Annotated in this window: 17 protein-coding genes and 1 tRNA gene; 10 read left to right on the top strand and 8 right to left on the bottom strand. The window is 73.1% G+C overall.

All coding sequences use genetic code 11. The features are described from left to right. Positions 1-8 precede the first annotated feature (8 nt). Positions 9-1997 carry a YhgE/Pip domain-containing protein gene (locus ASF78_RS03500; protein ID WP_056584910.1) on the bottom strand — a complete coding sequence of 663 codons (1989 nt, stop codon included), beginning with the start codon at positions 1995-1997 and terminating at the stop codon, positions 9-11. An 8-nt stretch (positions 1998-2005) separates the two neighbouring features. Then, complete coding sequence (locus tag ASF78_RS03495; RefSeq protein ID WP_056584909.1) at positions 2006-2680, bottom strand: ATP-binding cassette domain-containing protein; 675 nt, start codon at positions 2678-2680, stop codon at positions 2006-2008. A 148-nt stretch (positions 2681-2828) separates the two neighbouring features. On the opposite strand from ASF78_RS03495, the gene def reads away from it, so the two are divergent. The 5 genes from def to ASF78_RS03470 all read left to right on the top strand — a co-directional run bounded on the left by def (position 2829) and on the right by ASF78_RS03470 (position 6899). After that, positions 2829-3317, top strand: a complete 489-nt coding sequence (gene def, locus ASF78_RS03490) for a peptide deformylase (RefSeq protein ID WP_056584907.1) — start codon at positions 2829-2831, stop codon at positions 3315-3317. Between the two features lie 137 nt (positions 3318-3454). Next, entirely contained in the window at positions 3455-3955 is a 501-nt protein-coding gene (locus ASF78_RS03485) for a DUF3145 domain-containing protein (RefSeq protein ID WP_056588075.1), read from the top strand. Positions 3956-4091: 136 nt separating this feature from the next. Then, positions 4092-4535, top strand: a complete 444-nt coding sequence (locus ASF78_RS03480) for an FMN-binding protein (RefSeq protein ID WP_056584905.1) — start codon at positions 4092-4094, stop codon at positions 4533-4535. Then, entirely contained in the window at positions 4522-5385 is an 864-nt protein-coding gene (locus ASF78_RS03475) for an FAD:protein FMN transferase (RefSeq protein WP_056584903.1), read from the top strand. The genes ASF78_RS03480 and ASF78_RS03475 overlap by 14 nt, the downstream gene beginning before the upstream one ends. Continuing rightward, the gene (locus tag ASF78_RS03470; RefSeq protein ID WP_156374022.1) at positions 5382-6899 is read left to right on the top strand and encodes an FAD-dependent oxidoreductase; all 1518 of its coding nucleotides are present in this window, start codon (positions 5382-5384) and stop codon (positions 6897-6899) included. Before ASF78_RS03475 ends, ASF78_RS03470 begins: the two co-directional genes overlap by 4 nt. A gap of 49 nt (positions 6900-6948) precedes the next feature. On the opposite strand, the gene ASF78_RS03465 is transcribed toward ASF78_RS03470, so the two are convergent. The 5 genes from ASF78_RS03465 to ASF78_RS03445 all read right to left on the bottom strand — a co-directional run bounded on the left by ASF78_RS03465 (position 6949) and on the right by ASF78_RS03445 (position 12007). Continuing rightward, a complete protein-coding gene (locus tag ASF78_RS03465; RefSeq protein ID WP_056584899.1) occupies positions 6949-8196 on the bottom strand; it encodes a beta-ketoacyl synthase in 1248 nt (415 codons plus the stop codon). An 84-nt stretch (positions 8197-8280) separates the two neighbouring features. Next, entirely contained in the window at positions 8281-8529 is a 249-nt protein-coding gene (locus tag ASF78_RS03460; RefSeq protein WP_056090400.1) for an acyl carrier protein, read from the bottom strand. A gap of 77 nt (positions 8530-8606) precedes the next feature. Continuing rightward, positions 8607-9611 carry a beta-ketoacyl-ACP synthase III gene (locus ASF78_RS03455; RefSeq protein WP_056584897.1) on the bottom strand — a complete coding sequence of 335 codons (1005 nt, stop codon included), beginning with the start codon at positions 9609-9611 and terminating at the stop codon, positions 8607-8609. Then, entirely contained in the window at positions 9608-10585 is a 978-nt protein-coding gene (locus ASF78_RS03450; protein WP_056584896.1) for an ACP S-malonyltransferase, read from the bottom strand. Before ASF78_RS03450 ends, ASF78_RS03455 begins: the two co-directional genes overlap by 4 nt. Before the next feature lie 111 nt (positions 10586-10696). Continuing rightward, a complete protein-coding gene (locus tag ASF78_RS03445; RefSeq protein WP_156374021.1) occupies positions 10697-12007 on the bottom strand; it encodes a CdaR family transcriptional regulator in 1311 nt (436 codons plus the stop codon). A gap of 135 nt (positions 12008-12142) precedes the next feature. On the opposite strand from ASF78_RS03445, the gene ASF78_RS03440 reads away from it, so the two are divergent. After that, a complete protein-coding gene (locus tag ASF78_RS03440; protein WP_056584895.1) occupies positions 12143-12829 on the top strand; it encodes a hypothetical protein in 687 nt (228 codons plus the stop codon). Between the two features lie 70 nt (positions 12830-12899). On the opposite strand, the gene aceE is transcribed toward ASF78_RS03440, so the two are convergent. Then, a complete protein-coding gene (gene aceE, locus ASF78_RS03435; protein WP_056588070.1) occupies positions 12900-15644 on the bottom strand; it encodes a pyruvate dehydrogenase (acetyl-transferring), homodimeric type in 2745 nt (914 codons plus the stop codon). A gap of 333 nt (positions 15645-15977) precedes the next feature. Here aceE and ASF78_RS03430 point away from each other — a divergent pair, with 333 nt between their 5' ends. The 4 genes from ASF78_RS03430 to ASF78_RS03415 all read left to right on the top strand — a co-directional run bounded on the left by ASF78_RS03430 (position 15978) and on the right by ASF78_RS03415 (position 18000). Continuing rightward, positions 15978-16400, top strand: a complete 423-nt coding sequence (locus tag ASF78_RS03430) for a DUF3052 domain-containing protein (protein ID WP_056584893.1) — start codon at positions 15978-15980, stop codon at positions 16398-16400. Between the two features lie 54 nt (positions 16401-16454). Beyond that, positions 16455-16934 (top strand): peroxiredoxin, encoded by a 480-nt coding sequence (locus tag ASF78_RS03425; protein WP_156374020.1) that lies wholly within the window; start codon positions 16455-16457, stop codon positions 16932-16934. A 59-nt stretch (positions 16935-16993) separates the two neighbouring features. Then, a tRNA-Val gene (locus tag ASF78_RS03420) sits at positions 16994-17070 on the top strand. 57 nt (positions 17071-17127) lie between these two features. Continuing rightward, positions 17128-18000, top strand: coding sequence for an MOSC domain-containing protein (locus tag ASF78_RS03415; RefSeq protein WP_056584888.1), 873 nt, complete (start codon positions 17128-17130; stop codon positions 17998-18000). The last annotated feature ends 4 nt before the right edge of the window (positions 18001-18004 follow it).

Genomic DNA, 18004 nt, shown 5'->3' with positions numbered 1-18004 from the left:
CCACCCTCTCAGATGCTCAGGGCGGGGTGCAGGCGCGCCACCGTCCACGTCCGCAGGCGGCCCGCCTTCCACGCGGTCACCGCCAGCGACGCGACCGCGACGCCCACGAGGTAGACCACGGCGGTCCAGAGCCGAGCGTCCGGTGTCCCCGTGATCAGGCTGCGCAGCCCGCCGACCGCGTAGGTCATCGGCAGCACGTGGTGGATCGCCTGGAAGAACGCCGGCGTCGTCTCCACGGGGTAGGTACCGCTCGCTGAGGTGATCTGCAGCATCAGCAGGGCGATCGTCGCCACCTTGCCCGCGGCGGAGCCGAGCACCGACAGGAGCATCTGCTGGACGGCCAGGAAGCTCGCGGCGACGAGGAGCAGGAACGCGACCGTCCCGACGGGGTGACCGATGCCCAGACCCAGCCCGAGGCCGACGACGCCGAGCAGCAGCGCCACCTGACCTGCGCCGACGACCAGCGACGGCAGGTAGCCGGCGAGCGCGACCCGCCACCCGGACGCGGGCGTGGCGAGCGCCCGCGTCGGCAGCGGGCGCAGGAGCAGCCACGTGATGAGGCCGCCGACGAAGAGGGCGAGCGGGATGAACAGGGGAGCGAACCCTTCGCCGAGGCTCGCGGCGGGGGCGATGTCGTCGTCGTCGATCGCCACGGGAGTCGCCAGCGCGTCGGCGCGGGCGGTGCGCTGTGCGGCGCTGTCGTCGGGGATCGTCGACGCGCCGTCGGTCAGCCCGTCGGCGAGCTGTTGGGCGCCGCCGCCGAGCGCGCCGGTCCCGTCGGCCACCTGCGCGGCACCGTCGGCGAGCGCGGCGGCGCCCGTCGCCAGCGACGCCGACCCCGCCGCGAGGGCGTCGGCACCGGCTGTGGCGCTGTCGGCCCCGGAGGCGAGGGTCGACGCACCGGATGCCACCGTGGCCGACGAGTCGGCGAGCGTGCCGAGCCCGGTCCTGAGCGTCCGGGCGCCGGCGGCGGCCTGCGCGGCACCCGCGTCGAGCGCGTGGAGCCGGTCGGTCATCGCCGCGATCGTCGTCGCGTCCGGGAGGTCGGAGCCGCCCGCTCCCGCCAGGAGCGCCGCGGCGTCGGGGTCGCCGGCGGCGGCGCGTGCGGCGAGGTAGGCGCCCACCTGCGTGAGCCCGTCCGAGAGGCCGGTCAGGGAGTCCACCTGCTCGGTGGCGGCGTGGACACCGTCGGCGACGGCCTGCGTGCCGGCGCTCAGCGAGCCGCTCGCGTCCGCCGCGTCGCGCGCGCCGTCGGCCAGCTGCGCGGCCCCCGAGGAGAGTCGGTCCGCACCCCCCGCCAGCTCGTGCACCCCGTCGTCGAGCGTGGTGGCCCCAGCCGCGAGCTGCGCTGCACCGTCCCGGGTGTCGACCGCGCCGTCGGCCACCTGCTGCGCGCCGGACCCCAGCTGCTCGGACGCGTCGCGCAGCGAGACGGCGCCGTCCGCGGCCTGCAGCATGCCGTCGCGCGCCGACCCGAGACCGATCAGGACCTGGTCCACGGCCCGCTCGCCCGCGGTCGCGGCGACACCGTCGCGCACGTGGTCCATGGCGGAGCGGCCCAGAGTGGTGCCGATGAACGAGTTCGCGTCGTTGTAGGTGACGTCGATCTGCGCCGCGGTCGGCTCGTCCCCGCCCGCCGAGACGAGGTCGGCCGAGAAGTCGGCGGGGATGGTCACCGCGAAGTAGTAGTCGCCGGCGCGCACCCCGGCAGCCGCGTCCGCGGCGTCCGTGACCACCCAGTCGAGTGCGTCGCCGTCGGTGAGCTCGTCGGCGAGGTCCTGGCCTGCGGTGACCCGGCTCCCGTCCCGGTCGGCGCCGGTGTCGGCGTTCACCAGCGCGACGGGCACGGCGTCCAGGTGCCCCGTCGGGTCCCAGAACGCCCAGAGGTACAGGGCGCCGTACAGGAGCGGGACCAGCAGCATCGCGGCTACGGCGAGCCGGGGGAGGCGTCCGCGGCCGAATCGGCGCAGCTCGGTGCCGGAGGTGAGCGAGAGCATGGCGTCCTTCAGAGGGTGGGGGTGGCGACGGGCAGGACGGTCCAGCGGGTGCCGACGGCCTCGTCGGGGTCGGCGCAGGACGCGACGACGGTGACGCCGGTGCCGGCGAGCGCGTCGAGCCGGTCCCAGACGATCCGACGACGAGCGCGGTCGTGCACCTGGTCCACGTCGTCGACGACGAGCAGCCGAGGTCGCTGGGCCATGGCCAGGGCGATCCGCAGCAGGAGGGCGTCGACCTCGTCGAGGTGCCAGACGACCGTCTGGGCGCCGGGGAGAGGAAGCTCGCCGAAGACGGGGGCGAGCACGGCGTCCACCACCGGCTGGTCGGCGCGGGGTGCACGCCGGTACCAGGGGGAGAGCCACGCGAGCCGTTCCCGCACGTGGTCACCGACGGTCACCGAGTCGTCGAGCTCGTCGATGCCCGTGAAGCCGGCGAGCGCGACCTCGCGCTGCGCGAGCGCCCGCTGCGTCGGCAGCCGGTGACCCAGCACGACGAGGTCGGACGTCGGGTCGGGCACCATGCGGCCCGCGAGCGTCAGCAGCAGGCTGGTGCGCCCGGCGCCCTGCGGCCCCTGGACGAGCGTGAGGGTGCCGGCGGCGATCTCGAGGTCGACGGGCCCGAAGACCGGTCCGCGGTCGCCGTGCAGCTGGAGGTCGAGTGCTGTGACGGCTGGGGTGTTCATGACGACTCCTTAAACTGACCGGTCAGTACAAACGATACGCCCGACCGCTCCCGTCGACGCTGTCGCCCTGCTCACACTCGGCACCGGTCCGGCCCGCCGGCACGCGTCCCCGCCTCGCCGACCGGCCCGCCGTGCGAGGATCTTCCGCATGGCCATGCGAGAGATCCGGACCGTCGGGGACCCCGTCCTGCGCACCCCGTGCGACCCGATCACGACGATCGACGACCGTGTGCGCGGTCTCGTCGACGACCTGCTGGAGACGGTCGACACCGACGGGCGCGCCGGCTTGGCCGCGAACCAGATCGGCGTCAGCCTGCGGGCCTTCTCCTGGAACATCGACGACGAGGTCGGCTACGTCCTCAACCCGGTGATCGTCGAGCTGTCCGAGGACGAGTACCAGGACGGCGACGAGGGTTGCCTGTCGGTCCCGGGCCTCTGGTTCCCGACGCACCGGTCCTGGTACGCGCGGGTCGTCGGCACGGACCTGGACGGCAAGGAGGTCGTCGTCGAGGGCGTCGAGCTCATGGCCCGCTGCCTCCAGCACGAGGTCGACCACCTCGACGGCATGCTCTACCTCGACCGCCTGGAGCGGTCCGTGCGCAAGAAAGCCATGCGCGCCATCCGCGACACGCTGTAGTTCGCTGGCGTGCTGGGGGAACGTCCGGCATGCTGTCCCCAGCACGCCGCGAAGCTGTCCGTATCGCATGCGTACTCCTGGGAACGTGACTGAGGTCGTTGGGGAAGGCGAACCTCGAGCCCGTTCAGGAGGACGACATGGCTGGTGCGATCACCCGCGGTGTACTTTTCGTGCACTCTGCACCGCGCGCGCTGTGCCCCCACGTGGAGTGGGCGGCAGGCAACGTGCTGGGCTCACGCACCACGTTCGACTGGACGGCGCAGCCGGCCGGTCCGGGGTTCTACCGCGCTGAGTACTCGTGGCAGGGCGCGCAGGGCACGGGAGCGCGCCTGGCGTCCGCGCTGCGCGGCTGGGCCCACCTGCGCTACGAAATCACCGAAGAGGCCAGCCACGGCGTCGACGGGTCCCGCTGGAGCCACACGCCCGAGCTCGGGATCTTTCACGCCGCGACCGACGTGCACGGCAACATCGTCGTGCCGGAGGACCGCATCCGCGCCGCCCTCGAGCACGCTGCCGACCCGCTCCGCCTGCGCACCGAGCTCGATCTCGCGCTCGGGCAGGCGTGGGACGACGAGCTGGAGCCGTTCCGGTACGCGGGCGCGGGTGCCCCGGTCCGCTGGCTGCACCGTGTCGGCTGACGCGCTGGCTTAATCGCTTCGCTCACCCCCTGGACGTTCACAGCGTGCGCCCAGCCGTGGACCCTAGCGTCCTGACCTGTTGCAATACGTCCGCTGCAGGTCGGGCACAGGGGGACACGATGAGGGGACACCACACATGAGGACGCCACGCAGGACCACGATCGCGCTCGTCTCGGGGGTGTCCGCAGTTGCTGCGCTCACCGCCTGCAGCAACGGAGCCGCGAGCCCGGACACCGCGGACGAGGCCGCCGAGCAGCCATCCGCGGCAGCCGTCGAGGAGCCGGCGTACGCCGATGGCACCTACACCGCGACCGGCTCGTACGAGTCGCCGGCGGGACCGGAGACGGTCGGTGTCTCGATCACCCTCGCGGACGGGATGGTGACTGCCGTCGCCGTCACTCCGGAGGCGACCAACCCCGCGTCGCAGAAGTTCCAGAACCAGTTCGCCTCGGGCGTCGCGGACGTCGTGATGGGGCAGCCGATCGAGGGCCTCACCGTCGACGCGGTCTCCGGCTCGTCCCTGACCCCGGAGGGCTTCAACGCGGCCCTGGTGGAGATCGCTGCGGATGCGCAGGCCTGAGGCCTCCTTCGACGCGATCGGTACCCGGTGGTCCGTGCACGTCGACGGGCCGCTGGACGTCGTGACGCTCGCGCGGGTGCGGTCCCGGATCGCGTCGTACGACGCGGTCTGGTCGCGGTTCCGCGACGACTCCGTGGTCGCCCGGATGTCCCGCGAGGCCGGGACCTACCGGCTGCCCGCGGAGGCCGGACCGCTGCTCGACCTCTACGCGGCGCTCGGTCGCTGCACGGACGGCGCCGTGTCGCCGCTGGTCGCACGCAGCCTCGTCCGGCTCGGGTACGACGCCGGCTACACGCTGAGACCGGCAGGGGGGCCCGAGCCGGCACCGGCGTGGGACGACGTCCTCGGACGCGACGGCACCACGCTCGTCGTCCGTGAGCCCGTCCTGCTGGACGTCGGCGCCGCGGGAAAGGGGCAGCTGGTGGACCTCGTCGCGGCCGAGCTGCGGGACTGCGGCATCGAGCAGTACGTCGTCGACGCCGGTGGAGACCTGGTGCACCGGGGCGGAGCCGCGTTCCGCGTGGCCCTGCAGCAGCCCGGCGACCCGACGCGGGCGATCGGCGTCGTCGAGCTCGACGACGCCGCGCTGTGCGGGTCGGCGGTGGACCGCCGGGCGTGGGGAGACGGGCTGCACCACGTCGTCGACGCCCGCACAGGCCTGCCGACGCGGGACGTCGTCGCCACCTGGGTGGTCGCCGGGACCGCCATGGTCGCGGACGGTCTGAGCACCGCGCACTTCTTCGCCGACCCCGACCGGCTCGAGGCGGCGTTCGACCACACCTACGTGCGGGTGCAGGCGGACGGTGGGGTCCGCTACTCGCTCGGGCTACCTGGAGATCTGTTCGCGTGAGCGCCGTCGACGGAGTTCTCGGCCGGGTGACGATGTACCGGCTGGTCACGATCGCCCTCGGCGGCGTGCTGCTGGCGGCGCTGGTCCTGTCGGTCCTCGGACCGGTGCAGCAGGACCCCGTCGCCGTGCTGGTCAGCACCGCGGTCGCCGTGGGCGTCAGCGTCCTCGCCGGTCGGGTGTGCGGCGCCCTCTGGCGCACCCGCGTGCACACCGAGTCGGCGGTCATCACCGGCCTGATCCTGGCGCTCCTGTTCTGGCCGGAGACCACCCCCACCGGGCTCGGCGTCGTCGCGCTGGCAGCCGCCCTGGCCGCGCTGTCCAAGTTCGTCGTGGCTGTCCGCGCGAGGCACGTGCTCAACCCCGCCGCGGCCGGTGCGCTCGCCGCGGGCCTGCTGGCGCCGCTGTTCGGCGGCTTCGGGGCGATGTGGTGGGTGGCGACACCCGCCCTGCTGCCCGTCGTCGCGCTCGCCGCCCTGGCCGTCGTCGCGCGCACCCGCAGGTTCGCGCTCGTGGGCACGTACCTCGCCGTCGCGCTGGCCGTGCTCCTGCCCCGGCTCGTCGCCGCAGGAGCCACTCCGGTCGACGCGCTGCTGACCGCCCTGCAGTCCTACCCGCTGGTGTTCGCAGCGGGCTTCATGCTCACCGAGCCGCTCACGCTGCCGCCGCGCCGGCGGCAACAGCTGTCCGAGGCGGCCCTGGTGGGCGCGCTGACGGTCGTGCCGTTCAGCCTCGGCATCATGTACGCGTCACCCGAGCTCGCACTCGTCGTCGGCAACGTCCTGGCCTTCACGCTGGGGCAGCGGCGCGGAGTCTCGCTGCGGGTGCGCGCCCAGCGGATGGTCACGCCCGGCATCCGCGAGGTCGCGTTCGCCACCGACTCCGCCGTGCGGTTCCGGCCCGGGCAGTGGATCGAGCTCCACGTCCCGCACCAGGGCCCTGACTCGCGCGGGTCCCGCCGGGTGTTCTCGCTGGCCACCCCGCCCGACCACGCCGACGGGGTCGCCGTCGCGTTCCGGGTGACCGGATCGCTCAGCTCGTTCAAGCAGGCGCTCAGCGAGCTGCCCGAGGGTGGTCTCGTCCGCGCGACCGGCGTCGGCGGCGACTTCGTGCTCCCCAAGGACCCGGCTGTCCCGCTGCTGCTCCTCGCGGGCGGCATCGGCATCACCCCGTTCGTGAGCCAGCTCGCCGACCTCTCGCGGTCGGGCCTGCGGCGGGACGTCGTGGTGGTCCTGCTGCTCGGCCCGGGCGACGAGGCACCGTACGCCGACGTGCTCCTCGCCGCCGGGGCGCGCGTGGTCGTCGTGAGCCCGGAGCCACCGCCCGCGATGCCGGAGTCGTGGCTGTTCGCGACCGGACCGACGATCGACGCGACGATCCTGCACGCGACGGTGCCCGACGCCGGCCGGCGCGTCGCGTACGTCTCCGGGGGTCCCGGCATGGTGGACCACTCGCGCCGCGTCCTGCGCCGCTCGGGCGTCCGCCGCATCCGCACGGACGCGTTCACCGGCTACTGACCGAACCGGCGATCACGGAAGCGAGGGACGTCAGGACACCGTCGCGTCGTCAGACGGACGCCACGACCAGCGCGACGTTGTGGCCGCCGAAGCCGAACGAGTTGTTGATCGCGGCGATGTCGCCGTCGCGCAGGGCGCGGGGCTTGTCGCGGACCAGGTCGAGGACCAGCTCGGGGTCCGGGTTGTCGACGTTGATCGTGGGCGGGGCCTGCCGGTCGTGCAGGGCGAGGATCGTGAAGATCGTCTCCAGCGCGCCGGCACCGCCGAGCAGGTGACCGGTCATCGACTTGGTGGCGGAGAGCGCCACGTGGTCGGCCTCGTCGCCCAGCAGGCCACGGATCGACCGTGCCTCGATGAGGTCACCCACCACGGTCGACGTGGCGTGCGCGTTGACGTGCACCACGTCGATGCGGGCGATCCCCGACTCCTCGAGGGCGGCGCGCATCGCGCGGATCTGGCCTTCGCCGGACGGCTCGGGAGACGTCATGTGGTAGCCGTCGGCGGAGAGACCGACGCCCGCGATGCGGGCGTACACGCGGGCGCCGCGGGCGGCAGCGTGCTCGGCGCTCTCCAGGACGACCACACCGGCGCCGTCGCCCATCACGAAGCCGTCGCGGTCGACGTCATAGGGGCGCGAGGCGCGCTCGGGGTCGTCGTTGCGCAGCGAGAGCGTGCGCGACGCGGCGAACGCGGCGACGTTCATCGGGTGGATCGACGCCTCGGTGCCGCCGGCGATGACGACGTCGGCGCGGCCGGTGCGGATCATCTCGACGCCGTAGCCGATGGCCTCCGCGCCGGACGCGCAGGCGGACACGACGGCGTGGGCACCGGCGCGGGCGCCGAACTCCAGCGACACGTAGGCCGTCGGGGAGTTGGGCATGAGCATCGGCACCGTCATCGGCAGGACCCGACGCGCGTTGCCGCTCGCCAGCAGGCCCTCCCACGCGTCCAGGATCGTGCGGATGCCGCCGATGCCGGAGGACACGACGGAGCCCAGCCGGGCACCGTCCACCTCGGGCGAGCCCGCGTCGGCCCAGGCCTCGCGCGCCGCGATGACCGCGTACTGCGCGGACGGGTCCATCCGCTTCATCTCGGGCCGGGCCATGGCCTCGGAGGGGTCGACCTTGATGGTCGCCGCGAACCCGACGGGCAGGCCGAACCTCTCGACCCAGTCGTTCTCGAAGTGCCGGGCACCGGACTCGCCGTTCAGCGCAGCGGCCCAGGTGCTGGGAACGTCACCGCCGAGAGGCGTGGTGGCTCCCAGTCCGGTGACGACGACGTCGGGTACGTGGCTCATCGGTGCTCCAGATCTGCGGTCGAGATGCAGTGAGGGGGAGTCGGTCCCGGGCGTACCGCCCGGGACCGACCCGTTCGCGCAGGATCAGGCCTGCGCGCCCGTGATGAACGAGACGGCGTCGCCGACGGTGGCGAGGTTCTTGACCTCGTCGTCGGGGATACGCACGTCGAACTTCTCCTCGGCGAGCGTGACGATCGTCATCATCGACAGCGAGTCGATGTCGAGGTCGTCGGTGAAGGACTTCTCGGGCAGGACGGAGTCCGTGGGCAGACCGGTCTCCTCGCTGACGATCTCGGCCAGTCCGGCCAGGATCTCCTGCTCGCTGTACGCCATCGGTTTCTCCTCGTTCGGTGTTTCTGCGGTGTGGGGTCGGACGAACGGTACAACCGGGGGGTCGTACCTCAGGTGTTTCAGGGCAGGACCACGACCTGCGCCGCGTAGACCAGACCGGCTCCGAAGCCGATCTGCAGGGCGAGCGCACCGCTCGGCACCTGGCCCTCGCGCAGGAGCCGTTCGGTCGCCAGGGGGATCGACGCGGCCGACGTGTTGCCGGTCTCCGCGATGTCACGGCCGACGACGACCGTGTCGGGGAGCTTGAGGGTCTTGATCATCTGGTCGATGATCCGCATGTTCGCCTGGTGCGGGATGAAGGCCTCGATCTCGTCGGCCGTCACGCCCGCCGCGTCCATCGCCTTCTGCGCGACCGGGGCCATCTGCCAGACAGCCCACTTGTAGACGCTCTGGCCCTCCTGGCGGAGCGTGGGCCAGCCGAGACCCTCGTCGCGGGTGGCGAGCCACGAGTGCGTCTGCCGGATCGCCTGCGACTGGCTGCCGTCGGAGCCCCAGATGGTCGGGCCGATGCCGGGGGTGTCGGAGGGGCCGATGACGACCGCTCCGGCGCCGTCACCGAGCAGGAACGAGATCGACCGGTCCGTCGGGTCGACGAGCTCGCTCATCTTCTCGGCGCCGATCACCAGCACGTTGCGGGCGGTGCCCGCGCGGACCAGCGCGTCGGCCTGCCCGATGCCGTAGCAGTACCCGGCGCACGCGGCCGAGATGTCGAACGCGGCCGCGGGCGTGGCACCGATGCGGTCCGCGATGATCGCCGCAGCGGCGGGCGTCTGGTGGAAGTAGGTGACCGTGGAGAGGATCACGGCGTCGATGTCGGCACCCGTGAGGCCGGCGTTCTCGAGCGCGGCCCGCGCAGCGCCCTCCGCGAGGTCGAGCACGTCGGTGCCCGCCTCGGCACGACGGCGCGTGATGATCCCGGTCCGCTGGCGGATCCACTCGTCCGAGGAGTCGATGGGGCCGACCAGCTCGTCGTTCGTGACGACCCGCTCGCCGCGGACGCCTCCGACGCCCAGGATGCGGGTGTGAGCGGGGCCGGTGGCCTGCGTGAGAGTGGGACGGGTCACGACGACTTCTCCTGGTGGCTCTCGGGGGTTCCGGCGTGCCGACGGACGAGGTCGCGCGCGGCGTCCAGGTCGGCGGGGGTCTTGACGGCGACCGTCTCGACCCCGGGCAGCGTACGCCGGGCCAGCCCGGTGAGCACCCCTCCCGGGGCGACCTCGAGCATCCCCGTGACTCCCATCGCCTGGAGCGCGGACTGGCACAGGTCCCAGCGGACGGGGTTGGCCACCTGGGCCACGATCAGCTCGAGCGCCCGCGCGCCGGACGCTGCGACCGACCCGTCGGCGTTGGTCAGCAGCGGGACCATCGGCTCACCCGGGGTGACGTCGTCGGCCGCGGCCCGCAGCTCGGCGACGGCCGGCGCCATGTGCTCGGTGTGGAACGCGCCCGCCACCTGCAGGGTGACGACCCGGGCACGGGTCGGGGGAGCAGCCGCGAACGCCGCGAGGGCGTCGAGCGTGCCCGCCGCGACCACCTGGCCGCCGCCGTTCACGTTCGCGGGGACCAGGCCGTGCTCGGCGAGGGCGGCCAGCACCTCGTCGGGGTCTCCGCCGAGCACCGCGCACATCCCGGTGGGCGTCGTGGCCGCGGCCCGGGCCATCGCAGCGCCGCGCACCGCCACGAGGCGCAGGGCCTCGTCGTCGGTCAGGACGCCGGCGATCGCGGCCGCGGCGAGCTCGCCGACGGAGTGCCCCGCGGTCACGCCGACCACCCGCTGGGCGGCGAGGGCGAGGGCGTCGTCGGGACCGAGGTCGAGGACGGCCCGCAGGCTCGCCAGCGCGGTCGCGACGAGCAGCGGCTGCGCCACGGCGGTGTCCCGGATGGTGTCGGCGTCCGACGTGGTGCCGTGGGCGACGAGATCGAGGCCGGTCGTGCGGGAGGCCCGCGCGACCGACTCGGCGACGGACGGCAGCTCGAGCCACGGGGCGAGCATGCCGGGGGACTGGGCGCCCTGACCGGGGCAGACGACGACGAGCACCCGACCACTCTGCCTGGCGCAGCGCGCGCACCTGCCTCACGGCGTGCACCAACCTTCTCGGGTGCCCTTGTGCGACTCCTACAACGCGCCGGGAGCGGCGACGTGCATGGGTCAGCGGCCGCCGACCGTCGGCGCGGGCTCCACGGCATCGAGCCGGCCGAGGGCGAGCGCCGTCTGCAGCACGTACGACTCGCGGGCGTCCAGCGGGTCCCAGCCGGTCACGTCGGCCACCCGCCGCAGGCGGTAGCGCACCGTGTTGGGGTGCACGTACAGCGTGCGGGCGGCTGCCTCGAGCGAGCGACCGGTGCCCAGATAGGCCGACAGGGTCTCGAGCAGGGACCCCTGGCTGGCGGCGAGCGGCGCGTAGGCCTGCGCGACGAGCGTGCGGCGCGCGGTGACGTCCCCGACGAGCACACGCTCGGGCAGCAGCTCGTCGGCCTGGACCGGGCGCGGGGCCTGCTCCCACGCGGGAGCGGCGAGGAGCCCCGACAGGGCGGCTCGCGCGGACCGGGCGGAGTCGGTCAGGTCGCCGACCACCGGTCCGACGACGACGGGTCCGGGGCCGAACCGCGGCAGGAGCGTGCCGGCCGCCGCGAGCAGGTCGCCCTCACCGCCCAGGAAGACCACGAGCCGGTCGCCCTGGATGCCGACGAGGGCGTCGTCGGCCGCCCGGCGGGTGGCGCGACGCAGCTCCGCGGCGCGGACGTCGTCGAGGGCCGAGGTCGTCGTCCCGACCATGACCAGCGTGGATCCCCGACCGCTCCACCCCAGAGCGGCGATCCGGGAGCGCAGGGCGTCGTCGACGTCCCCCCGCACCAGCGCGTCGACCACGAGCGCCTCGAGACGGGCGTCCCAGGCGCCGCGGACCTCAGCCGCGCGGGCGTAGACCTCGGCGGCGGAGAACGCGACCTCGCGGGAGTACCGGAGCACCGCCTCGCGGACCTCACGCTCGTCGCCGGGAGCGGCCAGCCGGTCGCTGTGGGACTCGACCACGTCCACGACGACGCGGACCAGCTGGAGCGTGTGCTGCAACGAGATGGACCGCGTGAGCTCGGGCGGGGCGGCGGCGAAGATGTCGCCGACCCCGTGCGGCGGGCGGGTGGGTTCCGCGAACCAGGTGACGAACGCCGTGATGCCCGCCTGTGCCACCAGGCCTACCCAGGAGCGGTCCTCCGCGGGCAGCGCGCGGTACCACTCGAGGTCGTCGTCGAGCCGGCGCATCGCGGCGGCGGACAGCAACCCGGCGCTGTCCCGCACCCGGCGCTGGGTCTCCGGGCCGCCGCGCGCCTCGAGCACGGGCGCGCGCAGGCGGGCCGGCGCCGAGCGGCGGGCCCGGGTCGCCGGCGGCGGCGGATCCGCCTGGTCGGGCCGGTCGGCGGCATCGGCGGGGGCGGAGCCCTTCCCGCGCAGGGTGCTGGACATGGGGCCGAGCATAAGGTCCGGCCTTGTGGGAAGTCGACAAAAGCAGTTCGGGTGCGACCGTCGCCGCGGCGACGCCGGAGTGTGAGGTTCGTCCTCGAAAGGGTGTGGTCCGCCCCCAGCGGATAGGGTCGCGTCATGGCTCTTCTGCCCCGTTTGCGTCAGCTCATGCGACGGCCGTCCTCGGCCTCGCGGGTCGGCGCGCGCCGACCGACGAAGGCTGCGCGGCGCGGCGACACGCTCCACGAGGACGCGCTGCGCTCCATGCTCAGCGACGACCCGAACAACGAGCGCGCCTTCGTGGCCCTCGCGGAGATCGTCCGTCGCCGGGCCGCCGAGGCCAGCCCCGACCACGACCCGCTCTCCGCCGAGACGACCGACACGGAGCGTCAGCGTGCTGCGGACCTCGCCGTCTGGGCTCTCGGCGAGGAGCTCGCCGGGAACCCGCGCGCCTGGTACCCGCTCATCGAGGTTGCCCGCCTGTCGGTGCACGACGATAACGAGGGCACGGTGCGCCGGTTGACCACGGCCGCGGAGCGCGATCCGTCGGGCAAGGCGCTGGTCGAGGCCCTGGCCCTCCTGCGTGAGGCCGGGCTGCCGGTGGATGCGCTCGGTCTCGGGGTCGGCCACTGGCGGCCTCGCGAGCACGACCCGGAGGTCGCCCGCCACCTGGTGCTGGCGTCCATCGAGGCCGGTCGGCCGCTCGAGGCCAAGCAGCACATCGCCGCCCTCGACCTGTACCCGAACCAGCGGGCGGTCGCCGACCTCAAGGGCGAGCTCGCCCGCGACGTCGCCCACGCCGAGCAGACGATCCCCGGCACCTGACGTACTGAACGAGAACGGCCCGGACCCCCAGGGGGGTCCGGGCCGTTCTCGTTCCGTGCCTGTGGTCAGGTCAGCTGTCGCCGCCGGTGTTTCCGGACGTGCCGGCCGTGACGTCGTACAGCCGGTAGCGCTCGATGGCCTGCGCCGGCGCCTCGGGTGCCACCGCGCCGGTGCGGGCGAGCTGCTGCAGCACGCGGACCACCGTCGACGGGCCGTCGATCTTGAAGTGCCGACGGGCCGCCGCGCGGGTGTCCGAGAAGCCGAAGCCGTCGGCGCCCAGCGTGGCGTACGTGCCCGGGACCCATGCGCGCACCTGGTCGGCGACGAGGTGGTCGAAGTCCGTCGTCGCGACGAACGGACCCTCCGCCCCCTGGAGCTTGGCCGTCAGGTACGGCACGCGCTCCTCCTCGCCGGGGTGCAGGTACGCGTGCTGGTCCGCGGCGAGGCCGTCGCGACGCAGCTCGTTCCAGCTGGTCACCGACCACACCGCGGCCTGGACGCCCCAGTCCTCGGCCAGGAGCTTCTTGGCCTCGAGCGCCCACGGCACCGCGACGCCCGACGCGAGGATCTGGGCACGGGGCCCGTCACCCTCGGCCGGTGCGACCAGGTGGATCCCGCGCAGGATGCCCTCGACGTCGACACCCTCGGGCTCGGCCGGCTGCTGCATCGGCTCGTTGTAGACGGTGAGGTAGTAGATGACGTCGCGGTCACGGTCGTGACCCTCGCCGTACATCCGCTCGATCCCGTCCTTGACGATGTGCCGGATCTCGTACCCGTACGCAGGGTCGTAGTGCACGACGTGGGACATCGTGCCGGCCAGCAGGGGCGAGTGGCCGTCGGCGTGCTGCAGGCCCTCACCCGTGAGGGTGGTGCGGCCGGCGGTGGCGCCGATCAGGAACCCGCGGGCCATCTGGTCCCCGGCGGCCCAGAACTGGTCGCCGGTGCGCTGGAACCCGAACATCGAGTAGTAGAAGTAGAACGGGATCAGCGGCTCGCCGTGCGTCGCGTAGGACGTGCCGACGGCCTGGAACGCCGACGCCGAACCGGCCTCGTTGATTCCCGTGTGCATGATCTGGCCGGACTCGGACTCCTTGTAGGAGAGCATGAGCTCGCGGTCGACGGCCATGTAGTTCTGGCCGTTCGTGTTGAAGATCTTGGCGCTCGGGAAGATCGAGTCCAGGCCGAACGTGCGGGCCTCGTCGGGGATGATCGGCACCAGGCGGTGGCCGAACTCCTTGTCCCGCACCAGGTCCTTGAACAGGCGCACGAGCGCCATCGTCGTGGCGACCTCCTGGTGCCCCGAGCCCTTGGCCAGGCCCTCGTAGACCTTGGCCTCCGGCAGGACCAGCGGCTTGTGCGTCGTGCGACGCTCGGGCACGAAGCCCCCGAGCTGACGGCGGCGGTCCAGCATGTACTGGATGCCCTCGTCCTCGGCGCCGGGGTGGAAGTACGGCGGGACGTACGGGTTCTCGTCGATCTGCTCGTCCGTGATCGGGATGTGCAGCGAGTCGCGCAGCGTCTTGAGGTCGTCGGACTTGAGCTTCTTCATCTGGTGCGTGGCGTTGCGGCCAGCGAACCCGGATCCCAGGCCGTAGCCCTTGATCGTGTGGGCCAGGATGACGGTCGGCTGCCCCGTGTGCTCGCGCGCGGACTTGTACGCTGCGTAGATCTTGCGGTAGTCGTGCCCGCCGCGCTTGAGCGCCCAGATCTCGTCGTCCGACATCTTCTCGACGAGCTGCTTGGTCCGCGGGTCGCGGCCGAAGAAGTGCTCGCGGATGAAGGCGCCGCTCTCGGCCCGGTAGGTCTGGAAGTCGCCGTCGGGCGTCGTGTTCATCAGGTTGACGAGCGAGCGGTCCTTGTCGGCGTTGAGCAGGGCGTCCCACTCGCGGCCCCAGATCACCTTGATGACGTTCCAGCCGGCGCCCCGGAACTGCGCCTCGAGCTCCTGGATGATCTTGCCGTTGCCGCGCACCGGTCCGTCGAGCCGCTGCAGGTTGCAGTTGACGACGAACGTGAGGTTGTCCAGGCCCTGCTGACCGGCCAGCTGGAGCATGCCGCGGGACTCGGGCTCGTCCATCTCCCCGTCGCCGAGGAACGCCCAGACGTCCTGCTGGCTGGTGTCCTTGATGCCCCGCAGGTGCAGGTACCGGTTGGTCCACGCCTGGTAGATCGCGGAGGCCGGACCGAGGCCCATCGAGACGGTCGGGAACTCCCACAGGTCCGGCGCGAGGCGCGGGTGCGGGTAGGACGGCAGGCCACCACCGGGGTGCGAGAGCTCCTGGCGGAACCCGTCGAGCTGGTGGGCGGACAGCCGACCCTCGAGGTAGGCGCGGGCGTACACGCCGGGGGAGGCGTGGCCCTGGAAGTAGACCTGGTCACCGCCGCCCGGGTGGTCCTTGCCGCGGAAGAAGTGGTTGAGGCCCACCTCGGTGAGCGTCGCCACGGACGCGTACGAGGAGATGTGGCCTCCCACGCCGATCCCGGGTCGCTGCGCCCGCGTGACCATCACCGCGGCGTTCCAGCGGATCCACGAGCGGTAGCGGCGCTCGAGCGCCTCGTCGCCCGGGAAGTAGGGCTCGTCGTGCACCGCGATGGTGTTGACGTAGGGCGTGTTGAGCGAGGCCGGGATGGCCACGTTCCGCTGTCGCGCGTGCCGCAGCATGCTCAGCAGCACGTAGCGCGCGCGAGGCCCGCCCTTCTCGTCGATGAGTCCGTCGAGGGACTCCACCCACTCGCCGGTCTCGTCCGGATCGATGTCCGGCACCTGGCTGAGCAGGCCACCGATGAGCGGTCCTGTCTCGTCGATCGAAGCCACCAGCGCTCCTTGCCTCTCGTCCGCGCGCACGAGCCCGGTCGGCATCGGCGGCGCATCTGGCCCGAACCTGGGGCGCGCGCCGGTTGGGGCGGCGACGACGGGTGCGGGTAGTCGACCCATTCTCGGACCCCGAGGGCCCGAAAGTCACACCGAGTAGCAGGAACGACCACGTGACGTCCGTGACAGTGGCGCCCGCTCGGGTTCTGCGAGGACACGACACCATCATCCGTGCAGGTCTTGCGTGCGCCCGTCCGGGTGCGGTGGGCTAGCGTGTGCGGCATTGAGCAGGCGCTCCCCGGACGGGGTCGCCGAGACGGAGGGAGCGGTCCGGACGTGTCATCCACCGCGGACGAAGGCGCGTCGCAGACGGCCGCCCGCTTGGGCTTCACCTCGGGCCAGGTGGTCCAGGAGTTCGGCTACGACGACGACGTCGACGACGAGCTGCGCACCAGCCTGGAGAGCGTCACCGGCACAGAGCTGGTCGACGAGGAGTACGACGACGTCACCGACGGCGCCGTCATCTGGTTCCGGGACGGCGACGGGGACCTCACGGACGCGCTCGTCGACGCCATGACGGTGCTGGACGACGGCGGTCCCATCTGGGTCCTCACACCGAAGGCGGGCCGTCCCGGGCACGTGTCGCACAGCGACATCGAGGAGGCCGCGACGACCTCCGGGCTGCACGCGATGAGCACGTTCTCGATCGCGCCCGACTGGTCCGCCACCCGGCTCGGAGCGCGCGGACGCGGTCGCTGAACTCCGGATCACCGCACCTCGCACGGCATGGCCTTCGTTGTTACAGTCCGCGCCATGGACGCCACCGAACGCACCACGCCTCCGCTCGGCGAGCTCGCCCCGGACTTCTCCCTCCCCGACACGCACGGCACCCCCGTGACCCTGAGCGGGCTGCGCGGCGGTCCGGCCGTCCTCGTGTTCGTCCCCTTCGCGTTCTCCGCCACGTGCACCGGTGAGCTCTGCCAGCTCCGGGACAACATCAAGGAGTTCGAGCATGCAGGTGTGCACGTCGTGGTCATCTCGTGCGACCCGGGGCACGCGTTGCGTGCGTGGGCGGCCCAGGAGGGCTTCGGCTTCGACCTGATCTCCGACTTCTGGCCGCACGGCGAGGTGGCACGCGCCTACGGCGTCTTCGACGAGACGCGGGGATTCGCGGTGCGCGGCAGCTTCCTGGTCGACGCCGACGGCGTGCTGCAGTGGAGCGTCATCAACCCTCCCGGGCGGGCACGGGACTTCTCCGCGTACCGCGCCGCCCTGGCGGACCTCGCCGCCTGACCTCGGCGCACGCCGGTATCCTTGGCGACCGTCAGCCGCCCGCACCTCGGGCGGCCGTGGGGCCTGTAGCTCAGCTGGTCAGAGCGCCGCGCTTACACCGCGGAGGTCGCCGGTTCGAAACCGGCCGGGCCCACCAGTCGACACGTGCGGGGGTCGGCGCCTGTCCGTGCACCTCGGTTGTTAGGGTCCGAGCATGTCGGAGCCCGCCCTCGTCGCCTCGGCGCTCACCGTCTTCCCGGTGAAGTCGTTCGCCGGCACCCCGATGACGTCGATGGAGATCGAGGTCGCCGGCCCACGAGGGGACCGTCGGTGGATGGTCGTCGACCAGCACGGCTCGACGCTCACCGCGCGCAGCCACCCCCGCATGCTCGCCGCCCGGGCGACGTCGTCCGTCGGCGGGGTCCGGCTCCAGGCCGACGGCCTGCCCACGCTCGACGTGGCCGAACCGTCCGGCCCTCCCGACGTCCCCGTCCAGCTCAGCCGCCTCGACACCGCCACGAGGGCCGGTGACGAGGCCGACGCCTGGTGCTCGGAGCTCCTCGGGCAGGCCGTCCGCCTCGTGCACCTCGACGACCCGGCGCGGCGCGGCATGGCGGAGAGGTTCGGCGGCTCGCTCGCGGACCCGCTGGCCCTCGTCGACACGTCCCCCGTCCACGTCACGACCACCGCCTCGCTGCGTCGCCTGGACGCCTGGGCGGCCGAGCTCCACGACGAGCGCGTGGACCGCGCCCTGGCCGCGGGCAAGCCGGCACCGGAGCCGTGGCACCCGCTGGACATGCGACGGTTCCGCCCGAACCTCGTGGTCGACGGGGACCTCGAACCCTTCGCCGAGGACCGCTGGGGCCGGGTGGCGGTGGGCGACGTGGAGCTCCGGTTCGGCAGCCGCTGCGGCCGGTGCGTGCTGACGACGATCGACCCGGACACCCAGGTCAAGGGCAAGGAGCCGCTCGCCTCGCTCGCCCGGCACCGGCGTGGCGACGGCGAGGTGTGGTTCGGTATCCAGATGGTGCCGGTGCGGACCGGCCGGGTCGCGGTCGGCGACCGTGTCGAGACGACGGACCGGTAGCGTG

The sequence above is a fragment of the Cellulomonas sp. Leaf334 genome (genome assembly GCF_001424195.1).
In the GTDB taxonomy this organism is placed as follows: Bacteria; Actinomycetota; Actinomycetes; order Actinomycetales; family Cellulomonadaceae; genus Cellulomonas.
This window is presented reverse-complemented; position numbering and strand designations above follow the sequence as displayed.

Coding starts and splice junctions, on each gene's coding strand:
- ASF78_RS03460 (WP_056090400.1), bottom strand. CDS start 8,529: ATGGCGTACAGCGAGCAGGAGATCCTGGCCGGACTGGCCGAGATCGTC.
- ASF78_RS03425 (WP_156374020.1), top strand. CDS start 16,455: ATGGACGCCACCGAACGCACCACGCCTCCGCTCGGCGAGCTCGCCCCG.
- ASF78_RS03440 (WP_056584895.1), top strand. CDS start 12,143: ATGGCTCTTCTGCCCCGTTTGCGTCAGCTCATGCGACGGCCGTCCTCG.
- ASF78_RS03495 (WP_056584909.1), bottom strand. CDS start 2,680: ATGAACACCCCAGCCGTCACAGCACTCGACCTCCAGCTGCACGGCGAC.
- def (WP_056584907.1), top strand. CDS start 2,829: ATGGCCATGCGAGAGATCCGGACCGTCGGGGACCCCGTCCTGCGCACC.
- ASF78_RS03465 (WP_056584899.1), bottom strand. CDS start 8,196: ATGAGCCACGTACCCGACGTCGTCGTCACCGGACTGGGAGCCACCACG.
- ASF78_RS03485 (WP_056588075.1), top strand. CDS start 3,455: ATGGCTGGTGCGATCACCCGCGGTGTACTTTTCGTGCACTCTGCACCG.
- ASF78_RS03445 (WP_156374021.1), bottom strand. CDS start 12,007: ATGTCCAGCACCCTGCGCGGGAAGGGCTCCGCCCCCGCCGATGCCGCC.
- ASF78_RS03415 (WP_056584888.1), top strand. CDS start 17,128: ATGTCGGAGCCCGCCCTCGTCGCCTCGGCGCTCACCGTCTTCCCGGTG.
- ASF78_RS03480 (WP_056584905.1), top strand. CDS start 4,092: ATGAGGACGCCACGCAGGACCACGATCGCGCTCGTCTCGGGGGTGTCC.
- ASF78_RS03475 (WP_056584903.1), top strand. CDS start 4,522: ATGCGCAGGCCTGAGGCCTCCTTCGACGCGATCGGTACCCGGTGGTCC.
- ASF78_RS03500 (WP_056584910.1), bottom strand. CDS start 1,997: ATGCTCTCGCTCACCTCCGGCACCGAGCTGCGCCGATTCGGCCGCGGA.